Below are 18,707 nucleotides of genomic sequence, written 5' to 3'. Positions count from 1 at the left end.
GCATGGCGCGACGCAGGAGGGACGACCCCCTCCCGCCGGGGCCCACGCCGGTGCTCGGCGGCACCGCCGAGCTGCTCGGGGACGCCGACCGCGACGGCTCCTGGATGCTGCTGGTCAACGGCACGCCGCAGTCGCACGTGGACCTCGCCGACCCCACCCACCTGGAGTTCGAGTACGTCCGCCGGATGGGCCACGTCCTAGACCTCGCCGCCGAGGAGGGCCGCCCGCTCGACGTCGTCCACCTGGGCGGCGGCGCGCTCACCCTCGCGCGCTACGTCGCGGTGACCCGGCCCGGGTCGCGGCAGCGGGTGGCCGAGCTGGACGAGCCGCTCACCGAGCTGGTCCGCGCGCACCTGCCGCTGCCGCGCAACGCCCGCGTGCGGGTCCGCGGCGCCGACGCGCGGGCGGCGCTGGCCGCGATGCACACCGCGAGCGCCGACGTCGTCGTCAGCGACGTCTTCGCCGGCGCCCGCACGCCCGCGCACCTCACGACGGTGGAGTACGCCCGGGAGGCGCACCGCGTGCTGCGGCCCGGCGGCGTCCTGACCGCCAACGTGGCCGACGGCCCGCCGCTGGCCTACGCCCGCGCCCAGGCCGCCACCCTGCGCAGCGTCTTCACGCACGTCTGCCTGCTCGCCGAGCCCGGCACCCTGCGCGGACGGCGGTTCGGCAACCTGGTGGCCGTCGCGTCCGACGCCCCGCTGCCGATCGCCGCGCTGGTCCGGCGCTGCGCGGGCGATCCGATGCCGTCGCGCGTCGTCGAGGGTGCGGATCTCGACGCCTTCGCCGGCGACGCCCGCCCGATCCCCGATGCCGAGGCGCAGCCCTCCCCCGAGCCGCCGCCCGAGGTGTTCAGCCGCTGAGCGCCGCCTCGAACGCGGCGAGCGCCCCGGCGGAGGACAGCACGAACCGCACCTCGGTCACGTGGTCGACCGAGGCCGACCGCACGGCGGCCACCGCCTGCCGGGCGGCGTCGTCCAGCGGCCAGCCGTAGACGCCCGCGGAGATCGCCGGAAAGGCCACCGTGCGGGCGCCCAGGCCGTCGGCGACGCGCAGGCTCGAGGTGTAGCAGGAGCGCAGCACCGCCGACCGGTCCTGGGTCGCCGACCAGATCGGTCCGGCGGTGTGCACCACCCACCGCGCCGGCAGCCGCCCCGCCGTCGTCGCCACCGCCTCGCCGCGGGGCAGCCGGCCGCCGGGCAGGCGCTCCTTGAGGGCGCGGCACTCGGCCAGGATCGCCGGCCCGCCGGCCGCGTGGATGGCGCCGTCGACCCCGCCGCCGCCGAGCAGGCCGGGGTTGGCGGCGTTCACCACGACGTCGACGTCGGCCTCGGTGAGATCGCCGGGAACCGCCCGCAACTCCATGCCGGAACCGTAGGGTCGGGGTCATGTCCGCGCCCGTGTCCCGTCGGCTGACCCGCGACACCCGCAACAAGGTGCTCGGCGGCGTCTGCGCCGGCATCGCCCGCCGCTACGGCATGTCCCCCGGCGCCCTGCGCCTGGCGTTCGTGCTCTCGTGCATCCTGCCCGGCCCGCAGTTCATCGCCTACATCGTGCTGTGGATCGTCATCCCACCGGACACGAGAGCTTGATGGAACGGCCCCCTTCAGGGTCCCGCCCCGAGCGTGCGAGGGGTGGGGGGAAGGGGGTCCTTCAGGCCCCGGGCTCGGCCGACGGCGGGGTCACCGCCATCATCGTCGCCTGCATCGCCGCGATCAGCCGGGGTTCGCGTCCCTCCGCCAGCGCGTGCACCTCACCCCGGGTGATCACCAGCGTCCGGCCGGCCCGCAGCACGGTGCCGGTGGCGCGGAAGGCCTGCCCCACCGCCGGAGCCAGGAAGTTCGCGGAGAAGTCGACGGTGAGCACCTCGCGGTCCGCCGCCATGAGCGAGAAGGCGGCGTAGCCGCACGCGGTGTCGACCAGCGTGGTGATCGCCCCGGCATGGGTGAAGCCGTGCTGCTGACCGAAGCGGGGGTCGCTCGGCATCTCCAGCACCACCCGCCCCGGGCCGACGTCGGCGACCGTCGCGCCCAGGGTGGCGAGCATGGCCTGGGCCGCGAAACTCGCGCGGATCCGCGCCTCGCGGGCGGGATCGAGAGCGGGCAGGTCCGGCAGCCCGCCGGTCACCAGCTGCTGTTGCCCCGGCGCAGACCGCGCAGCGCGGGCCGGACGTCGACCAGGTAGACGATGGCCGCGACGACGGCCGGCAGCCACAGGAAGCCGGCCAGCGGCACGGGGAAGGTGGCCAGCGGTGTCATGCCGAACTCGACCAGCGCCGACAGGCCGGTGATGGCCACCCAGGCGGGCTTGGTCAGCTTGCCGGCGGCGACGTAGCCCGTCGCGGGTCGGATGAGGGCGTCGACGAACGCCCACGCCGCCAGGACGAAGACGGCGTAGTGCAGGCCCGTCATGAACAGCCCGTCGAAACCCACGGCGACGAGCGTACCCGCCGCGGCCCGGGTTCCCGGAGCTGCGACGGGCGCCGAACCGCGCCCGGACGGCACAGGGCCCCGGAGCGCTGCGCGCAGCTCCGGGGCCCTGGACCTGGGGGACGATCCGGCGTCAGGCCTTCTTGGCCGGGACGGCGGTCGGGTCGGCCGGCTTGGCGGTCCGGGCGCGGGTGACCCGCGCGGACGCCTTGGCCGGCGTGCTCTTGCGCGCGGCCGTGGTCTTGCTCGGCGCCCGCTTGGCCGGCTTGGCCGGCTCCTCGGCGACGGCCTCGACCTTGTCCTTGGCGGACTCGGCGACCTCGGCGGTCGCCTGCTCGGCCTTGTCGGCCACCTTGGCGGCCTTCGCGGCGGTCTTCTGCGCGATCGAGGTCACCTCGTTGGAGGCGTCCTGGACGGCCTCGGCGGTGTCCTCGAGGACGTCCTCGAGCTTGTCCTCGACGGTGTCGACGGCGCGCTCGGCGCGACGCACGACACGGCGGAACCCGGGCTGCTGGCGCAGCTCGTCGACGACGTGGGCGCCGCGCTCGGCGAGCGACTCGACGGTGGTGACGGCCTGGGTGCGGGCGGTCTCCACGAGGCCGGCGACGGTGGTGCGCACCGCGTCGGGCCGGATCGAGGTGCGGAACTGCTGGGCGGCGGCGCGGGCCTGGCCGGCGGCCTCGGTGGCCCGGGTGCGGGCCTCCTTGACGCCGAGGTCGGCCTGGACCTTGGCCTCGCCCGGCAGCGCCTCGGCGCGCGAGCGGAGCGACCCGACGACGGTCTTGGCCCGCTCGACGGCGAGGTCACCGGCGCCGATGGTGGCCAGCAGCTGGGTCTTGTAGAGCTTGACGGCGGTCTCGCCGTACTGCTTCACGGTCTGGGTGGGGGTCATGCCGACTCCTTGTCGGTCCGGGGGCGCGTGGCCCCGGGGGAAACGTGTGCGGGGCGGGAAGAGTCCTGGGGGCCGGCCGCGTGCTCGCGGACATAGGTCTCGTAGAGCTCGAGCAGGACCGCCTTGTGCCGCTCCGACAGCGCGGTGTCCGAGCGGATGGCCGCCACGGTGTCCGGATTGCCGGGCCGCCGATCGAGGATCCCGGCCTGCTCGTAGAGCGACTCGGCCGAGATCTTCAGTCCCTTGGCGATCGCCGCGAGGATCTCCGCCGACGGCTTGCGCAGGCCCCGCTCGACCTGGGACAGGTACGGGTTGCTGACCCCGGCGGTGCGGGCCAGTTCGCGCAACGACACACGGGCGGCGCTGCGCTGTTCGCGGATGAACTCACCCACCTGCGACGCGGACGGGGCCGCGGCGACGGTCTCCGCAACGGAGCCGGCAACCCGGTCCACCTTCTCGCGGACCGTCGTCACCTGCTCCCGCACGAACTCCGTGGGCTTCTGCACACCAGTCACACTAGGCGCAGGGTGCTAGCAGTTGCAAGCGGGGCAGCTAGCAGGGTGGAGTGACTCTATTCACACCCGAAAGCGCAGCTCAGGGGATTACGGACGGCGCGGCGCGCACCTCGCCGACCACTCCGTCGCCGCCGTTGACCGGCGTCAGCAACCACGGCGCGAGCCGGTCGGTGCGCACCCCGAGCCGGCGCAGGCCGGCCGCGAGCGCGGGCGTGCGGCCGCGGTCGCCGCCGTCGTCGAGCTTGAGCGCGACCGCGCCGCGGCCCGGCAGCGCGGCGACGTGCACACCGTCGGCGCCGCCCTTGACCAGCAGCCCCGGGACCGCGCCCATCAGGTCGGTGTCCTCGCGGCCGGTGCCGGCGACGTACCAGGGGTGGGCCCGCATCGCGTCCGCCACCGACCGTTCCCGGCTGCCCGGCGCCGCCTCCACCAGGGAGAGCACGCCGCGGGCCAGCCCGGTCAGGGTCAGCGCGTGCTGCGGTGCGCCGCACCCGTCGACGACGACGGCGGCGACCGGCTCCTCCGCCGTCTCCGCCAGCCGCGCCTCGACGGCCAGCTGCAGCGGGTGGTCGCGCTCGAGGTAGCCCTCGGTCGGCCAGCCGGCCGCCACGCACGCCGACAGCATCGCCGCGTGCTTGCCGGAGCAGTTCATCGCCAGCCGCTCGGGCGCCCGGCCCTCCGCCACCCAGGCGGCGCGGGTCGGCTCGTGCGAAGGCAGCGCCGGCGGGCAGCCCAGGGCGTCGGGCCCGAGCCCGGCGGCGGCCAGCATCCCGGCGACCAGCTCGCGGTGGCCGTCCTCCCCGGAGTGCGAGCCGGCACCGATGGCCAGCTCCTCCGCCGAGCGCGGTGACCAGCCGGAGGCCAGCAGCGCGGTCGCCTGCACGGGCTTGTTCGACGAGCGCGGCAGGATCGGCCGGTCGACCGCCCCCGCGGCGGCCAGCACCGCCCCGGCGGGGTCGAGCACGACCATCGCCCCGCGGTGCACCGACTCGAGGAAGCCCGACCGCCAGACCTCCACCAGCACCGGGTTGTCCGGCCATTCCCGGCCCCCGTGCAGGGACCCGCGCGGCGAGCTTGCGAGCCGTGTGGGGGGCACGGGGGTCCTTACCGGCCCTCGTCGGCCAGCAGGGCGGCGACGTCGGCCTCGCCGTCGCGGTAGCGCCGGCCCAGCTCGGCGGCGAGCGCGTCCATCACCTGCTGCACGCCGCGGCGGCGCTCCGACAGCCCGCTCTCGGCCTCGGCGAGCGCGCGGGCGGCCCGCTCCAGGTCGGCATCGGGCAGCTCGGTGATCGCCGAGAGGTCGACGTCGGTGAGCCCGTTGACCCAGGACTCGTACTCCTCGGGGGCCGAGGGCTGGACGGTCTGGTGCCGGCCGAGCCCGTGCGCCGGCCCGCGGCCCTTCTCGGCGAGGATCTCCGGCAGCAGGTCGACCAGCGAGCGGCCGTCGTCCTCGGCGCGGCGCTGCAGCTCGCGGCGCACGATGTCCAGCCGGCCCTGCAGCAGGCGGCGGGTGTAGGAGAGGTTGACCTCCTCCTGCTCGGCCTGCCGGCGCAGCCGGCGGACCTCGCCCATCGGCTGGCGCACCGCGTTCTCGACGAAGGCGGGGTCGAGCAGCGCGTCGACGGCGGCGCCCCCGGCGGGGGACGGCTTCGGCTTCGAAGGGCTCACGGGGTCGCCTCCACTGCGAGGTCTCTGTCGGTGGGGATGCCGAGCAGCGCCCGGGCTTCGTCGGTCGTCAGCGGCGGCCGCTGGGCGATGCGGGCGAGCCCGGCCGCGCGCGCCACCAACTGTGCGTTGTCACGCACTGGTTCGCCGGGAGCGTAGGTCAGCGTGTCCTCCATGCCGACCCGCAGGTGCCCGCCCGCCGACAGCGCGGCGAGCATCACCGGCAGCGAGGTACGCCCGACGCCGGTCGCCGCAAAGCTCGAGCCTGGCGGGAGCAGCGGCAGGCACGCGGCGAGCGCCTGCGTCGTCCCGGGCATGCCGCCGGGGACGCCCATGACGAGGTCGACGTGCACGTGCCCGCCGGCGGGCGGGCCGTACCGGTCGAGCAGCCGCTGCAGCGTGGCCAGGTGGCCGAGGTCGAACACCTCGTACTCCGGGACGACACCGCGCTGCTGCATCTGCGTGTGCAGCTCGACGATGAGGTCCCACGGGTTGCTGAACACGTCGCGGCCGAAGTTCACCGTGCCCAGCGACAGCGACGCCGCGTCCGGCTCGACGTCGAGCACGGCCAGCCGCTGGTCGAACGGGTCGGTGACCGCCCCGCCGGTGGAGATCTGCACGATGAGGTCGGTGGCCTCGCGGACCGCCTGGACCACCTCGCGGCAGCGGCCGAGGTCGAGGGTCGGGCGGGTGTCCTCGCCGCGGACGTGCAGGTGGATCACGGCGGCGCCGACCGCCTGGCAGTCGCGCGCGGTGGCCACGACCTCGTCGACGGTCACCGGCAGCGCCGGGACGTCGGCCTTGGCCGACTCTGCCCCGGTCGGCGCGAGCGTGATGAGGGTGCCGGAGGTCACGCCCGCATGTTCGCAGACCGGACGGCGCGCACGCGCTCGCGGGCGGCGGCGACGTCGGCGTCGACCTCGGCCGGGGCGTCGTCGGGGTCGATCGCCGCGGTGGCGGTCCCCACGGTGAGCGGCGTGCCCGGCTGCACGGACTGCTTCACCAGCGCCAGGGCGACGACGCCGAGCTCGTGGTGCCGGACGGCGGTGCCCACCCGGCCGACCTCCCGCGGCCCCGCCTGCACGGGCGTGCCGGGCGGCGGCAGCTGCTCGCTCACGCCGTCGAGGTGCAGCAGCACCAGCCGCCGCGGCGGCCGGCCCAGGTTGTGCACCCGGGCGACGGTCTCCTGGCCGCGGTAGCAGCCCTTGTCCAGGTGGACGGCCGTGGTGAGCCACTGCAGCTCGTTCGGGATGGTGCGGTGGTCGGTGTCGACGCCGAAGCGCGGACGCCGGGCCTCGACCCGCAGGGCCTCGTACGCGTCGACGCCCGCCGGACCCGCGCCCGCGGCCAGCAGCGCGTCGGCGACCGCGCCGACCGAGGCCCGCGGCACCAGCAGGTCGTACACGCCGGCGCCGTCGCCGATCGGGGGCATCCGCCGGACGAGGCCGCCGCCGTCCAGGGCCGTGACGCCGTCCGGGACGGGCAGCCCGGCGGCGGTGAGGACGTCGGCCGACCGCGGGCCGACGAGCGAGAGCACCGCCCACCGGTCGGTGACCAGCGCGGGCTCGACGCGGAGCATGAACACCATCCGCTGCAGGAAGGCCAGCAGCGCGGCGCCGGTGCCGGGCTCGACGTCGGCCCACGTCGTCCCACCCAGCTCGGCGAGCACCAGGTGGTGCTCGACGTGCCCGTTCGGCGAGAGCACCAGAGCCTCGGTGCCCGCGCCGTCGGCGAGGCGCTCGAGGTGCTGGCTGGTCAGGCTGTGCAGCCACGTCAGGCGGTCGGCACCGGGGACGGCGAGCACGTCGCGGTCGCTGCGGTCGACCAGCCCGGCGCCCTCGGCCAGCAGCCGCTGCTCGCGCAGGGGGTCCCCGTAGTGGGCGGCGACCGTGCCGCCCTCGACGGCGACCGCGCCCGGGCGTCCCAGCAGGGGGTTCATACGTGCTCCGTTCCGGCTCGTTCTCGGCAGTCGCGGCACGTGCCCGACAGCGCGACGTGCCCCACGTCCACCGTGAAACCGAGTTCGTCCGCGAGACGTTCCGCGGCGCCGTCGAGCAGGTCCGGGGCGGCCGACGCGACGGTGCCGCACGACTGGCACACCACGTGCAGGTGCGCGTGCTCGGCGGCCGCGTGGTACACCGGCGCGCCCTTGCCGAGATGGGTGTGCCAGACCAGCCCGAGCCGCTCGAGGACCTCGAGGTTGCGGTAGACGGTCGAGGTGTCGGGTGCCGTGCCGCCGGGGCCGGCCTGCTCGCGCAGGCGGGTGGCGATCGTCTCCGGCGTGGCGTGCTGCAGCGCCTCCACCGCGGCCAGCACCTGCCGGCGCGGCGAGGTCAGCCGCAGGCCGCGGGCGTGCAGCCGCTCCGCCAGCGGCGCGTCGGGCCCGGCGGCCGGGGAGTCGTGCGCCACCCGGCGAGCCTATGCCGGGGGTACGGCAGGCTGGGGCCGTGGCGGACAGTCGACGCGTTGCGGTGTGGCAGGACGGCGAGGTGCGCACGGTCGCCGCCGACGAGCCGGTGGTGACCGCCTTCGACCAGGGGCTGGCCCGGGGGGACGGCGTCTTCGAGTCCGTGGACGTCGTCGCCGGCGCCACCCCGTGGCTCGACGCGCACCTGACCCGGCTGGCCCGCTCGGCGGCGCTGCTCGGGCTGACCGACCCGGGTGAGGCGGCCTGGCGGGCGCTGGTCGCCGCGGTCCTGGAGAAGTGGCCGGCCGACGTCGAGGGCGCCTGCCGGCTCTACCTGACCCGCGGCCTCGGTGCGGGCTGCGCGCCCACGGTGCTGGCGGTGCTGTCGCCGGTGACCGCCGAGGTGCTGCGGCAGCGGGCGGAGGGCATCGCCGTCCTCACCCTCGGCCTGGGCGTGCCCGCCGACTTCCGCCGGCAGGCGCCGTGGCTGCTCGGCGGGGCGAAGACGCTGTCGTACGCGGTGAACATGGCCGCGCTGCGGCACGCGCACGAGAAGGGCGCGGACGACGTCGTCTTCACCTCGCTGGAGGGGCGGCTGCTGGAGGGCCCGACGTCGACCGTCGTCTGGGCGGCGGACGGCGGGCTGCGCACGCCGCCGCTGGAGACCGGGATCCTCGCCGGGACGACGATGGCCCGGCTGTTCGCCCGCGCCGCCGAGGCCGGGTGGCCGACGGCGTCGGTCCACGGCACGGTCGAGGACCTGCACGCCGCCGACGCGGTGTGGCTGGTCTCCGGCGTCCGCGGTGTCGCGACGGTGCACACCCTGGACGGCGTCCGGCGCGGCGACGCGGGACTCACGGCCCGGGTGCGGGAGCTGCTCGGCCGGTAGGGTCGGTAGCGGTGCGCCGGGAAGTCTGGTCGGCAGATGCCCTGACCGACCCCGCAGAAGAGGACGCACCCGATGACCACACCCATGCGGCTGTTCGCCCGCGGTTCCCTGGACGAGGGCCGCCGGATCGCCGGTGTCCTTCGCAAGGAGACCGTCGGCGGGGGTCTCCTGCTGCTGGCGGCCGTGCTGGCATTGGCCTGGGCCAACTCGCCCTGGGCCGGGTCCTACGCCGCCCTGCGGGACACCCGGATGGGGCCGGCGTCCCTGCACCTGGACCTGACCCTGGGTACCTGGGCCGCCGACGGGCTGCTGGCCATCTTCTTCTTCGTCGCGGGGCTGGAGCTCAAGCGCGAGTTCGTCGCCGGTGACCTGCGCGACCCGCGGAAGGCGGCGCTGCCCGTCGCCGCCGCCGTCGGGGGCATGGCCGTGCCGGCGTTGCTCTACTCGCTGGTCAATCTCGGCGCCGGGGACGGCGCCCTGGCCGGCTGGGCGATCCCCGCGGCGACCGACATCGCCTTCGCCCTCGCCGTGCTGGCCGTGATCAGCACGCACCTGCCCAGCGCCCTGCGCACGTTCCTGCTGACCCTGGCGGTCGTCGACGACCTGCTCGCCATCCTGGTCATCGCGGTCTTCTACACGTCGGCCCTCTCGGTCGGGCCGCTGCTGCTGGCGCTCCTGCCGCTGGCCGCCTTCGCCTTCGCCGTCCACAAGCGGATCCGCTCCTGGTGGCTGCTCATGCCGCTTGCGCTGCTGACCTGGGGCCTGGTGCACGCCTCCGGCGTCCACGCCACCGTCGCCGGAGTGCTGCTGGCCTTCACCGTCCCGGTCGTGCGCAGCCGGGCCGCGGGCGGTCCGGAGGTCGGTCCCGGCCTGGCCGAGCACTTCGAGCACCGCTTCCGCCCGATCTCGGCGGGTGTCGCCGTCCCGGTCTTCGCACTCCTCTCCGCAGGGGTGACCGTGGGCGGGCTGTCCGGGCTCGGGGCCGCACTGTCCGACTCGGTGGCCCTGGGCATCGTGGTCGGCCTGGTGGCGGGCAAGGCGATCGGCATCACCGCCGCCACGTGGCTGGTCGCCAGGTTCACGCGCGCGCGGCTGGACGACGACCTCGGGTGGGCCGATGTCGTCGGACTGTCGCTCCTCGGCGGCATCGGCTTCACCGTGTCGCTGCTCATCGGCGAGCTGGCGTTCGGCGCCGGATCGATGCGTGACGAACATGCGAAGGTCGGAGTCCTGGTGGGCACGCTGACCGCCGCGCTGCTGGCCACGGTGCTGCTGCGGTTGCGCAACCGGCGGTACCAGCGGATCGAGGAGGAGGAACAGCGCGACGCCGACCGCGATGGCGTGCCGGACGTCTACCAGCGGGGCCGGGCCGCGGGGTGATCACTCCTGCCTCGTTCGTCGATAACCTGCCCCACGTGCTCGCCCGTGACCTGGCGGTGCCCTATCCCTCCATCGGGATGGACGACGACGCGCTGGACGCCGCGCGGATGATGGCCGAGCAGCGGCTGCCCGGCATCGTGGTCTGCGAACCGAGCGGGCGGCCGACCCGGATCCTGCCGGGCACGCAGGTGCTGCGCTTCGTCATCCCCCGCTACGTGCAGGACGACGCGACCCTGGCCCGGGTCATCAGCGAGCGGGCGTCGGACCGGCTGCTGGGCGAACTCGCGGGCCGGAAGGTGCGGGAACTCCTCTCCGACCCGGCCGACGTGGACCTCGCCGTGGCCAACCCGGATGACACCGTGCTCGAACTCGCCGTGCTCATGGCGCGGACGCACAGCCCGCTGGTCGCCGTGGTGGAGAACGAACTGCTCAGCGGCTGCGTCACGCTGCCCCGCCTGCTCGACGTGCTGCTCGCTACCCGCCCGGCGTGACGATCTTCGCCGTCGCGGTCTTCGTGACCGCCTACGTCCTGATCGCCTCGGAGAAGGTCCACCGGGTCAAGGTGGCGCTCGTCGGCGCCGGGCTCATGCTGGCCGCAGGCGTGGTGGACTTCGAGGACGCCTTCCACAGCCCGGAGACAGGGGTCGACTGGGAGGTCATCTGCCTGCTCCTGGGGATGATGATCATCGTCGGCGTCATGCGACGGACCGGCGTGTTCGAGTACGTGGCCATCTGGGCGGCCAAGAAGGCCCGCGGCCGGCCGTTCCGGGTCATGGTCATGCTGGTGGTGATCACGGCCGTCGCCTCGGCCGCGTTGGACAACGTGACCACGGTGCTCCTGGTCGCGCCCGTCACACTGCTGGTCTGTCACCGCCTCGCGGTCCCACCGGTCCCCTACCTGCTCGCTGAGGTGTTCGCGTCGAACGTCGGCGGTACCGCGACGCTCATCGGCGACCCTCCGAACATCATCATCGCCAGCCGCGCCGGGCTGAGCTTCAACGACTTCGCCCTCAATCTGGCCCCGATCGTCGTCGTCCTCCTCGCGGCGCTGATCGGTCTCTGCCGGCTGATGTTCCGGTCGGCCTTCGTGTACCAGTCGGCGCGGGCCGCCGAAGTGATGGAACTAGAGGAACGGGAGGCCATCTCCGATCCGCCGCTGCTGGTGAAGTCCGGCGCCGTTCTGCTCGCCGTCCTCGTCGGCTTCGTGGTCAGTGCGGCGGCCGGCTATGCACCCGCGGTCGTCGCTCTGCTCGGTGCCGGGTTGCTGGTGCTCATCAGTGGCGTTCCGCCGCGGGACTACCTGGCCGACGTTGAGGCCCCCACGCTGCTGTTCTTCGCGGGGCTGTTCATCATGGTCGGCGCACTCATCCACGTCGGCGCCATCGGTCAGCTCGCCGAGTGGGCCACCGCCGCCACCGGCGGGAGTGCGCAGACGGCAACCTTCCTGCTCCTGGGCGCGTCGGCGGTGCTCTCCGGCATCGTCGACAACATCCCCTACGTCGCGACCATGGCACCGTTGGTGGCCTCGCTGGCCGAGGACACGGGCAACCCGGGCTCGGTGCTGTGGTGGGCTCTCGCTCTGGGCGCCGACCTCGGTGGCAACGCCACCGTCATCGGCGCCAGCGCCAACGTGGTCATGCTGGGAATAGCGGAGAAGAACGGCTACCGCATCACGTTCTGGCAGTTCGCGCGCTACGGGTTGCTGGTCACCGTCGTCACGGTCCTGCTCTGCGTCCCCTATCTCTACCTGCGCTACTTCCTCCTGGGCTGATGCGCCGTTCGCTCACAGCCGAGAATCTCCGTTGCCGACCCCCGGAATCCCGACGTACCGTCGAGGTACACGAGAGAGGAGGTGGTCCGAACTTTGCATGCTTATCGGACTCGTGAGGTGGCTGTCCGCTAGCCGCCGTCCAGATGGGCCGCCCGTTCGGAGAGACCTTCGAACGACGGCATGATCGCCCGTCCGTCGTACGGCGGCGAGCGAGAACCGGACAGTCACCCGACCCCCGGGCCGCCGACACTTGTCCAGTCGGCCCGCGTGCAGCCGTCCTGCTCCCGCAGGGGCCGGCGCCGCGGAGCAGCCCGGGGGTTGTCCGTTCTCGGGGGGAGGTCGCGTGCAGCTCGCCGGCCGCCCCGTGGAGAGCGACGTCTCCGCCGGCGCCTGGATCACCGCCGGGCTCGCCCCGGCCGAGCCGCCCACCGTCGCCTCGCTCGTGCCGCCGGTCTTCGCGGCCTACGCCCGCGTCCTGCACCCGGCGATCAGCTACGAGGGGGACGACGACGTCGAGGTCCCGTGGGCCGCGGTCGCCGCGCTCAACGACCGGACGGCGCACCGGCTGATGCAGTGGCCGGCGATCACCGGCGCTTGGGACTACATGGCGGACGACGACCAGCCCGAGCTGTGGAACGACTCCCCCGCCGAGGGTCACCTGCCGGCCGCGGTCGCCGCCCGCGTGGCCGCCGTCCTGGCGCGGCACACGGCGACTCCCGACGACTGCTGGTTCGGCGTCTGGACCGATGCGGCCGCCGACGCCGGCACCCTCGTCCTCGGGACGCGCGGCCACCGGCTGGTCCGCGGCCCGCTCGCGCTGGCCGCCGCCAATTTCGCGCCGGAACCGGCCGAGCAGGGGCCGAACCTGTGGTTCCCCGCCGACCGCAGCTGGTGCGTGGTCACCGACATCGACCTGATGAGCAGCTACGTCGGCGCCGGCGCGGCCGCCGTCGAAGCCCTGCTCGACACCGACGGCGTCGAGGCGTGGCCGGCCGAGCCGGACGACCCGGTGACGCCCGACAGCGACCCGGTCAACCCGCCGCCGGAGTAGCGGTCAAGAAGTAGTGGCGGCACCTGCGGCCAGGCCGGCGACCTTCTCCTCGGCCGGGTTGAGCACGACGTCGTAGCGGTGCAGCGCCAGCGATCGCGTGTACCGCCGGGCGATGTCCGGCATCGCGGACTCCCCCGGCGGCGGGCTCACCCCGAACACGGTGCCCGGGTAGTCCAGCGGGCCCATCAGCGCCCTGATCCGCTCCCAGTCACCCGGCGGGACCAGCTCGGCCGGGTCCCCACCGGCGAACCAGCCCATGGGCACCGCGGCGCCCGACGGGACGCGGGTGTTGACGTGCACCACGGCGCCGAACTCGACCTCCGCGCCCGTCTCGAGCCGCGCGCCGTTGAACACCGTCGCCCCGGTGGCCACGCGGACGTCCCCGTCGATCGTGCAACCGGTCAGGTGCGCATGCGGACCCACCATCACGTTGTCGCCGACGTGCAGGGGATGGTGCGGCACGCCGCGCAGGACGGCCTGCTCCATGACGATGCAGTGCGCGCCGATCACGACCGGACCGCCCTCGGCCGTGAGGACGGCGCCGAACAGGATCCGGCTGTGCGGACCGATCGTGACGTCTCCGCAGATCACGGCGTTCGGCGCCACGTACGCGGACTCGTCGACCGTCGGCCGCGCGTGCCGGTGCTCGACGAACACCGCGCCGCGGCCCACGGGATGCAGGTAGTGCTCTCGGGCGGTCATCCCGCTCGCCCCCTCCGACGGACCTCGGACCCGAGCTGGAGGCGAGCGAAACTACTCCGGCCGTCCCGACGCGTCGAGGGCCGTCTCACCCTGCTACAGGCGGGCGAGCTCCGACTCGAGGTCGTCGAGGCCGAGCGAGCCCTGCGACAGCGCGGCCATGTGCCAGGCCTTGAGATCGAAACCGGCGCCGCGGTTGCGCCGCGCGGCCTCGCGGCCGGCCAGCCACGCCCGCTCGCCCAGCTTGTAGCTGATCGCCTGCCCGGGGATGCCCAGGTAGCGCACCAGCTCGCTGTCGAGGAACTGCGGGTCCCGGCCGCTGTTCTCGCCGAAGAAGGCCCGCGCCCGCTCGGGCGTCCACGGCTTGCCGCGGGAGTCGGCGATCGCGCCCTCGGCATCGTCCGGGATGGGCAGCTCCAGGTGCATGCCGATGTCGACCACGACGCGGACGGCGCGCATCTGCTGCGCGTCGAGGTACCCCAGCCGGGCACCGGAGTCGGTCAGGAAGCCGAGCTCGTCCATGAGCCGCTCGGCGTAGAGCGCCCAGCCCTCGACGTTGGCCCCCACCGACCCGATCGAGGTCTGGTAGTTCGAGAGGTCCTTGGCGACGTAGACCCACTGCGCCAGCTGCAGGTGGTGGCCGGGAACGCCCTCGTGGTACCAGGTCGAGACCAGGTCCCAGAGGGGGAAGCGCTCGCGGCCCAGGGTGGGCAGCCAGGTCCGGCCCGGCCGGGAGAAGTCCAGCGCCGGGCGCGTGTAGTACGGCGCGGCGGCGCTGCCGGGCGGCGCGATCATCGCCTCGACCCGGCGCACCGGCCCGGCCAGGTCGAAGTGCGTGCCGTCGAGGGCGTTCATCGCCTCGTCCATCATCGCCTGCAGGCGCTCCCGGACGGCCTCGACGCCCTCGACCGCCTCGCCGTTCACGTCGAGCCAGCGCATGGCCTCCATCGGCGTCGCGCCCGCGACGACCTTGTCGGCCTCGATCCGCTGCTCGGCCAGGATCCGCTGGTGCTCGGCCCAGCCCCAGGCGTAGGCCTCCTCCAGCCCGCCGCCCGTGCCCAGGTCCGAGCCGGTCCACCGGCGCGCGGCGACGGCGTAGCGCTCCCGGCCGACGGCATCCGGCGTCCCCGCGGTGCGCGGCAGGTAGGTGTCGCGCAGGTAGTCGCGGATCCCGGCCACCGCCTCGTCGGCCGCGCGCGCCGCCGTCTCCAGCTCCCCGCGCAGCGACTCGGGGCCGGCCTGCACGAACGTGGCGAAGTACGGGCCCTGGAGCCACTCCCCCAGCTGGCCCACGACCGTCTCGACCTGCCGGGGGGCGAGGAACAGCCGGCGCCGCGAGCCCTCCTCCAGCGTCTGCCGGTAGCCGTTGTAGGCCTCGGGCACCCGGGCGAGGCGGCGGGCGAGGACCGCCCAGTCCTCCTCCGACTGCGCGGGCATGAGCGAGAAGACCTGGCGGGTCGAGTGCAGCGGGCTGAACAGGTTGTTCAGCGAGCGGAAGCCCTCCCCCAGCTCGTGGGACGCGAGGTCGGCCTCGAGCCGCTCCCGCAGCAGCCGGGCGCAGCGCCGCTCGATCGGGTCGTCCTCGAGGGCGTGGTTCTCGGCGAGGACGCGGTCCAGGTCGGCCAGGGTGTCGCGGACCAGGGCCGCCTCGGCCTCGAGCCCCTCCGGGCTCAGGTCCGGCAACCGGTCGTCGCCGGGCCGGTTGCCCAGCGCGGTGGCGACGATGGGGTCGAGGTCGCTGACCGCCTCGACGTAGGTGTCGGCGACCTGACGGGGCGTGGCGGGTGTTGCGGCGGCGGTCATCGGATCCGTTCGAGTCGGGCGGACATGGTGGGTCGCAGCTGCTGATCGGGCCCGGCGCGGTCGATGGCGTACATCAGCGCGCCCTCGACGATGCCGTAGAGCCGGACGGCGGAGACGACGTCGGGAGCGTCCGGGGTGCGGGCCAGGACGTCGGTGGCGAGCTCCCAGCTGGTCGTCGTCCGGGCGCGGCCCACGTAGATCTCCACCCAGCCATCGGGGCTGGCCACCAGCAGCTCCACGTCGTCGCGGCCGCGGGGCCGCCAGAACCCGGACTCGCGCGAGTCCGGCCCGACGATCTGCCCGTCGTCGGTGAGCCGCCAGGACCGGGCCTCGTAGCTGAGGAACCCGCGCCCGTCGTGGGCGAACCGGATCCACTGGCCGAAGCGGTGGTCGCCGTCCGGACCGGCCGCCTGGCCCTCGCCGTGCCACTCGCCGAGCAGCGGCAGCAGGGCCAGGAGGCCGTCGTCGACCTCCGGACCGGTGCGGACGTCGGCGGTGTCGGGCACCGGCAGCTCGGTCGGGGTGCTCACCGGCGAACGCCCCGCGGCCGGCGCGCCACCCGGTAGGCGCCGTACGCGCTGCACAGCGCGGCCAGCGCCGTCAGGGCGACGAGGACCCAGGCAGAGACCATGGCCCCCACCGTAGGACGGCGCCGGAGCCGCTCCTCAGGCGGCCGTGCGCAGCCGGCCCGTGGCCGCGGCGACGACCTCGTCCCAGGGGGTCGCGGTCAGGCCGAAGACCGCCGTGGTGGCGGAGGCGTCGATGACGTAGGGCTGGTCGAACTGGTGCCTCACGTCGACCACCTCGCGCATCAGCGGCGAGACGACGCCGATGGCCCGCAGCACGCCCCACGGGATGCCGCTGACCCGCGGCGCCGGGCGGCCGAGGGCGCGGGCGAGATCGGTGAGCGCCTCGCGCTGGGAGCGGATCGCGCTCGGCACGTGCCAGGCCCGGCCGTACGCGCGCTCGTCGGTCGCGAGGGTCACCAGGGTGGCGGCGACGTCGGGCAGGTACGACCAGCCGCGCGGGACGTCGGGGTCGCCCACCACCCAGGCGCGCCGGCCCTTCTGCAGCGCGGGCAGCTGGCGCATCAGGTGCGAGTGGCTGCCCGGGATCTGCGGGCCGACGAAGTCCGCGGCGCGCGCCTCGGTCACCCGGACGCGGCCGGCCTCGTGGGCGGCGAGCGCGTCGGCCCACATCCGCGCGCGGACGCGGCCCTTCGTGTCGGTCGCCGCCAGCGGAGAGTCCGGCGTCATCGGCCCGGACGGCCGGCCGTAGCCGTAGAGGTTGCCCATGGTGACCAGGACGGCGCCGGTGCGCTCGGCGGCGGACAGCAGCGCGGCGGCGACCGGCGGCCAGTCGGTGGCCCAGCGGTGGTACGGCGGGTTGACCGCGTTGTAGAGCGCGGCGGCACCCTGCGCGGCGGCGGCGACCGCGTCGGCATCGGTGGCGTCGACCTGCCGGTGCTCCACGGTGGCGGTGGAGCGACCACCGCTGCGCGACAGGATGCGCACCTGGTGGCCGCGGGCGACGAGGTCATCTGCGGTCGTCGATCCGACCGGGCCCTTGCCGACGATGACGTGCAGTGCCATGACGTTCTCCTGGGTTTGTGAGCGGTGCTCTCGGATGCGGACGATGCTCATGTGACGATTGCGACTTGTCAAGAGCAGTGCTCGCACTTGCGTTCACCGTTCTCGTCGGTCAGCATGGCCCGGTGCCTACCACCGCCCGTGAGCGCGTCCGCGCGGAGCTGACCGCCGAGATCACCGACGCGGCCCGCCGCCAGCTGGCCGAGGTGGGCGCCGCCGCGCTGTCGCTGCGGGCGGTGGCGCGCGAGCTCGGCATGGCGTCGTCCGCGCTCTACCGGTACTTCCCGAGCCGCGACGACCTGCTGACCCGGCTGATCATTGACGGCTACGACGCGCTCGGGACGGCGGCCGAGAAGGCGGACGACCCGTCCGCGCCGCCCGGGCAGCGCTGGCTGGCCGTGTGCCGGGCCGTCCGGACCTGGGCACAGGCGCACCCGCACGAGTACGCCCTGCTCTACGGCTCGCCGGTGCCGGGCTACCGGGCGCCGCAGGACACCGTCCCCGCGGCCGCGCGCGTCGGCGTCCTGCTCGGCCGGATCCTGGGGGACGCCGCCCGTGCCGGGCTGCTGCCGGAATCCCAGGGGGAACGCGACCCCGGGCTGATCAGCGACGACGCGGTCGACGTCCTCGGCGGGGAGCACCCCGCGCTCGACGAGGCGGTGCGAGTGCGGGCACTGCTGGCCTGGAGCTCGATCTACGGGACGATCAGCTTCGAGCTGTTCGGCCACTTCGTCGGATCGGTGGAGGACGCCGACCGCTACTTCGACCTTGCGATGGGCGAGCTCGCCGGCCTCGTCGGCCTCGGCCGCGCTTGACCCGGGCGGGTCGCCGCCGCTGTCCCGCGCGTCGTGAGGGAGTCCCGTGCCGTTCACCGGTAGCCACCCGGCGGCCGTGCTGCCGTTCCTGCGCACGCCGCTGCCCGCGTCGGCGCTGGTTCTCGGCAGCATGGCCCCCGATCTCCCGTACTACCTGCCGCTGCCCCAGTGGTACGCGACGCACACCGCGCTCGCCGTCGTCACGACCGACCTGCTGCTGGGCGCGCTGGCCTGGCTGGTGTGGCACGGGCTGCTGGCCGCGCCGGCGCTGGCCACCGCCCCGGCGCCGCTGCGGGCGCGGCTCGAGGGATGGGTCCGCCCCGTGCCGGCCGGCCGGGTGGCCTCGGCGCGACAGGCCCTGCTGCTCGTGGGTGCGCTCGTGCTCGGCGCGGCCACGCACGTGCTCTGGGACGAGTTCACGCACGCCCGCCGCTGGGGCACCGAGCACCTCCCCGCGCTGGCCGCGACCTGGGGCCCCGTGCCCGGCTACCGCTGGCTCCAGTACGTCAGCAGCCTGGCCGGCGGGGTCGTTCTGCTGGTCTGGTTCGTCCGGTGGTGGCGGCGCACCCCGCCCGTCCCCGTCGAGCCGCGGCCGGCCACCCGGTGGGTGTGGCCGGGTCTGCTCGCCGTAGGGGCCGGGTTCGGCGCGGCGGCCGCCGGCAGCGCGGCCGGCCTCGACGACGCCGTCTTCCCGGGCGCGCGGTGGGCCGGCGGCGCCGTTCTCGTCGTCGGCGTCCTGCTGGCCGTCGGCTGGCACGCAGCCCGCCGGCGCAGCGCTGCCCCCGGCCGGCGCTGACCGGGG

Annotated in this window: 23 protein-coding genes; 9 read left to right on the top strand and 14 right to left on the bottom strand. The window is 74.9% G+C overall.

The features are described 5' to 3' along the window. Positions 1–2 precede the first annotated feature (2 nt). Positions 3–863, top strand: coding sequence for a spermidine synthase (locus ACWIYF_RS03460; RefSeq protein WP_448626722.1), 861 nt, complete (start codon positions 3–5; stop codon positions 861–863). On the opposite strand, the gene ACWIYF_RS03455 is transcribed toward ACWIYF_RS03460, so the two are convergent. Next, positions 853–1,365 (bottom strand): O-acetyl-ADP-ribose deacetylase, encoded by a 513-nt coding sequence (locus tag ACWIYF_RS03455; protein ID WP_448626721.1) that lies wholly within the window; start codon positions 1,363–1,365, stop codon positions 853–855. The two genes, ACWIYF_RS03460 and ACWIYF_RS03455, sit on opposite strands and share 11 nt — an antisense overlap. A gap of 23 nt (positions 1,366–1,388) precedes the next feature. Here ACWIYF_RS03455 and ACWIYF_RS03450 point away from each other — a divergent pair, with 23 nt between their 5' ends. Beyond that, positions 1,389–1,592, top strand: coding sequence for a PspC domain-containing protein (locus ACWIYF_RS03450; protein ID WP_448626720.1), 204 nt, complete (start codon positions 1,389–1,391; stop codon positions 1,590–1,592). Positions 1,593–1,653: 61 nt separating this feature from the next. Here ACWIYF_RS03450 and ACWIYF_RS03445 read toward each other — a convergent pair whose 3' ends face one another. The 9 genes from ACWIYF_RS03445 to ACWIYF_RS03405 form a co-directional block, all read right to left on the bottom strand. Then, complete coding sequence (locus ACWIYF_RS03445; protein WP_448626719.1) at positions 1,654–2,127, bottom strand: PaaI family thioesterase; 474 nt, start codon at positions 2,125–2,127, stop codon at positions 1,654–1,656. After that, the gene (locus ACWIYF_RS03440) at positions 2,124–2,432 is read right to left on the bottom strand and encodes a DUF2516 family protein (protein ID WP_448626718.1); all 309 of its coding nucleotides are present in this window, start codon (positions 2,430–2,432) and stop codon (positions 2,124–2,126) included. The genes ACWIYF_RS03445 and ACWIYF_RS03440 overlap by 4 nt, the downstream gene beginning before the upstream one ends. A gap of 130 nt (positions 2,433–2,562) precedes the next feature. Continuing rightward, positions 2,563–3,321: a hypothetical protein gene (locus ACWIYF_RS03435; RefSeq protein WP_448626717.1), complete on the bottom strand. Its 759-nt coding sequence runs from the start codon at positions 3,319–3,321 to the stop codon at positions 2,563–2,565. Continuing rightward, the gene (locus ACWIYF_RS03430; RefSeq protein ID WP_448626716.1) at positions 3,318–3,827 is read right to left on the bottom strand and encodes a helix-turn-helix domain-containing protein; all 510 of its coding nucleotides are present in this window, start codon (positions 3,825–3,827) and stop codon (positions 3,318–3,320) included. The genes ACWIYF_RS03435 and ACWIYF_RS03430 overlap by 4 nt, the downstream gene beginning before the upstream one ends. Before the next feature lie 88 nt (positions 3,828–3,915). After that, entirely contained in the window at positions 3,916–4,932 is a 1,017-nt protein-coding gene (locus ACWIYF_RS03425) for an asparaginase (RefSeq protein WP_448626715.1), read from the bottom strand. A gap of 8 nt (positions 4,933–4,940) precedes the next feature. After that, on the bottom strand, positions 4,941–5,504 hold the full coding sequence (locus ACWIYF_RS03420) for an RsiG family protein (protein ID WP_448626714.1): 564 nt from the start codon (positions 5,502–5,504) through the stop codon (positions 4,941–4,943). Further along, positions 5,501–6,355, bottom strand: a complete 855-nt coding sequence (locus tag ACWIYF_RS03415) for a 3-keto-5-aminohexanoate cleavage protein (RefSeq protein WP_448626713.1) — start codon at positions 6,353–6,355, stop codon at positions 5,501–5,503. The genes ACWIYF_RS03420 and ACWIYF_RS03415 overlap by 4 nt, the downstream gene beginning before the upstream one ends. Next, on the bottom strand, positions 6,352–7,440 hold the full coding sequence (ygfZ, locus tag ACWIYF_RS03410) for a CAF17-like 4Fe-4S cluster assembly/insertion protein YgfZ (RefSeq protein WP_448626712.1): 1,089 nt from the start codon (positions 7,438–7,440) through the stop codon (positions 6,352–6,354). Before ygfZ ends, ACWIYF_RS03415 begins: the two co-directional genes overlap by 4 nt. Next, complete coding sequence (locus ACWIYF_RS03405; protein WP_448626711.1) at positions 7,437–7,910, bottom strand: Fur family transcriptional regulator; 474 nt, start codon at positions 7,908–7,910, stop codon at positions 7,437–7,439. Before ACWIYF_RS03405 ends, ygfZ begins: the two co-directional genes overlap by 4 nt. A gap of 38 nt (positions 7,911–7,948) precedes the next feature. Here ACWIYF_RS03405 and ACWIYF_RS03400 point away from each other — a divergent pair, with 38 nt between their 5' ends. The 5 genes from ACWIYF_RS03400 to ACWIYF_RS03380 all read left to right on the top strand — a co-directional run bounded on the left by ACWIYF_RS03400 (position 7,949) and on the right by ACWIYF_RS03380 (position 12,999). Then, entirely contained in the window at positions 7,949–8,797 is an 849-nt protein-coding gene (locus tag ACWIYF_RS03400; RefSeq protein WP_448626710.1) for an aminotransferase class IV, read from the top strand. Between the two features lie 72 nt (positions 8,798–8,869). Then, positions 8,870–10,177, top strand: coding sequence for a Na+/H+ antiporter NhaA (nhaA, locus tag ACWIYF_RS03395; protein ID WP_448626709.1), 1,308 nt, complete (start codon positions 8,870–8,872; stop codon positions 10,175–10,177). A gap of 35 nt (positions 10,178–10,212) precedes the next feature. Further along, complete coding sequence (locus ACWIYF_RS03390) at positions 10,213–10,668, top strand: CBS domain-containing protein (protein WP_448626708.1); 456 nt, start codon at positions 10,213–10,215, stop codon at positions 10,666–10,668. Next, on the top strand, positions 10,665–11,948 hold the full coding sequence (locus ACWIYF_RS03385; protein WP_448626707.1) for an SLC13 family permease: 1,284 nt from the start codon (positions 10,665–10,667) through the stop codon (positions 11,946–11,948). The genes ACWIYF_RS03390 and ACWIYF_RS03385 overlap by 4 nt, the downstream gene beginning before the upstream one ends. Before the next feature lie 343 nt (positions 11,949–12,291). Further along, complete coding sequence (locus tag ACWIYF_RS03380; RefSeq protein WP_448626706.1) at positions 12,292–12,999, top strand: hypothetical protein; 708 nt, start codon at positions 12,292–12,294, stop codon at positions 12,997–12,999. Between the two features lie 3 nt (positions 13,000–13,002). Here ACWIYF_RS03380 and ACWIYF_RS03375 read toward each other — a convergent pair whose 3' ends face one another. The 4 genes from ACWIYF_RS03375 to ACWIYF_RS03360 form a co-directional block, all read right to left on the bottom strand. Beyond that, a complete protein-coding gene (locus ACWIYF_RS03375; protein ID WP_448626705.1) occupies positions 13,003–13,701 on the bottom strand; it encodes a gamma carbonic anhydrase family protein in 699 nt (232 codons plus the stop codon). 93 nt (positions 13,702–13,794) lie between these two features. Then, positions 13,795–15,501, bottom strand: coding sequence for a DUF885 domain-containing protein (locus tag ACWIYF_RS03370; RefSeq protein ID WP_448626704.1), 1,707 nt, complete (start codon positions 15,499–15,501; stop codon positions 13,795–13,797). After that, positions 15,498–16,031 (bottom strand): FABP family protein, encoded by a 534-nt coding sequence (locus tag ACWIYF_RS03365; RefSeq protein WP_448626703.1) that lies wholly within the window; start codon positions 16,029–16,031, stop codon positions 15,498–15,500. Before ACWIYF_RS03365 ends, ACWIYF_RS03370 begins: the two co-directional genes overlap by 4 nt. A gap of 135 nt (positions 16,032–16,166) precedes the next feature. Beyond that, positions 16,167–17,093, bottom strand: coding sequence for an NAD-dependent epimerase/dehydratase family protein (locus tag ACWIYF_RS03360; RefSeq protein ID WP_448626702.1), 927 nt, complete (start codon positions 17,091–17,093; stop codon positions 16,167–16,169). A gap of 122 nt (positions 17,094–17,215) precedes the next feature. Between ACWIYF_RS03360 and ACWIYF_RS03355 the strand changes: the two genes are divergently transcribed. Next, the gene (locus ACWIYF_RS03355) at positions 17,216–17,905 is read left to right on the top strand and encodes a TetR/AcrR family transcriptional regulator (protein WP_448626701.1); all 690 of its coding nucleotides are present in this window, start codon (positions 17,216–17,218) and stop codon (positions 17,903–17,905) included. Between the two features lie 46 nt (positions 17,906–17,951). After that, positions 17,952–18,701: a DUF4184 family protein gene (locus tag ACWIYF_RS03350; protein ID WP_448626700.1), complete on the top strand. Its 750-nt coding sequence runs from the start codon at positions 17,952–17,954 to the stop codon at positions 18,699–18,701. Positions 18,702–18,707 lie beyond the last annotated feature (6 nt).

The organism is Geodermatophilus sp. URMC 64, assembly GCF_053502555.1.
The sequence above is the reverse complement of the archived record's forward strand: the minus strand, read 5'-3'. Positions and strand labels throughout refer to the sequence as shown.

Excerpts from the sequence above, each read along its gene's own strand:
- ACWIYF_RS03460 (WP_448626722.1), top strand. The coding sequence starts at position 3 with ATGGCGCGACGCAGGAGGGACGACCCCCTCCCGCCGGGGCCCACGCCG.
- ACWIYF_RS03455 (WP_448626721.1), bottom strand. The coding sequence starts at position 1,365 with ATGGAGTTGCGGGCGGTTCCCGGCGATCTCACCGAGGCCGACGTCGAC.
- ACWIYF_RS03450 (WP_448626720.1), top strand. The coding sequence starts at position 1,389 with ATGTCCGCGCCCGTGTCCCGTCGGCTGACCCGCGACACCCGCAACAAG.
- ACWIYF_RS03435 (WP_448626717.1), bottom strand. The coding sequence starts at position 3,321 with ATGACCCCCACCCAGACCGTGAAGCAGTACGGCGAGACCGCCGTCAAG.
- ygfZ (WP_448626712.1), bottom strand. The coding sequence starts at position 7,440 with ATGAACCCCCTGCTGGGACGCCCGGGCGCGGTCGCCGTCGAGGGCGGC.
- nhaA (WP_448626709.1), top strand. The coding sequence starts at position 8,870 with ATGACCACACCCATGCGGCTGTTCGCCCGCGGTTCCCTGGACGAGGGC.
- ACWIYF_RS03375 (WP_448626705.1), bottom strand. The coding sequence starts at position 13,701 with ATGACCGCCCGAGAGCACTACCTGCATCCCGTGGGCCGCGGCGCGGTG.
- ACWIYF_RS03370 (WP_448626704.1), bottom strand. The coding sequence starts at position 15,501 with ATGACCGCCGCCGCAACACCCGCCACGCCCCGTCAGGTCGCCGACACC.
- ACWIYF_RS03360 (WP_448626702.1), bottom strand. The coding sequence starts at position 17,093 with ATGGCACTGCACGTCATCGTCGGCAAGGGCCCGGTCGGATCGACGACC.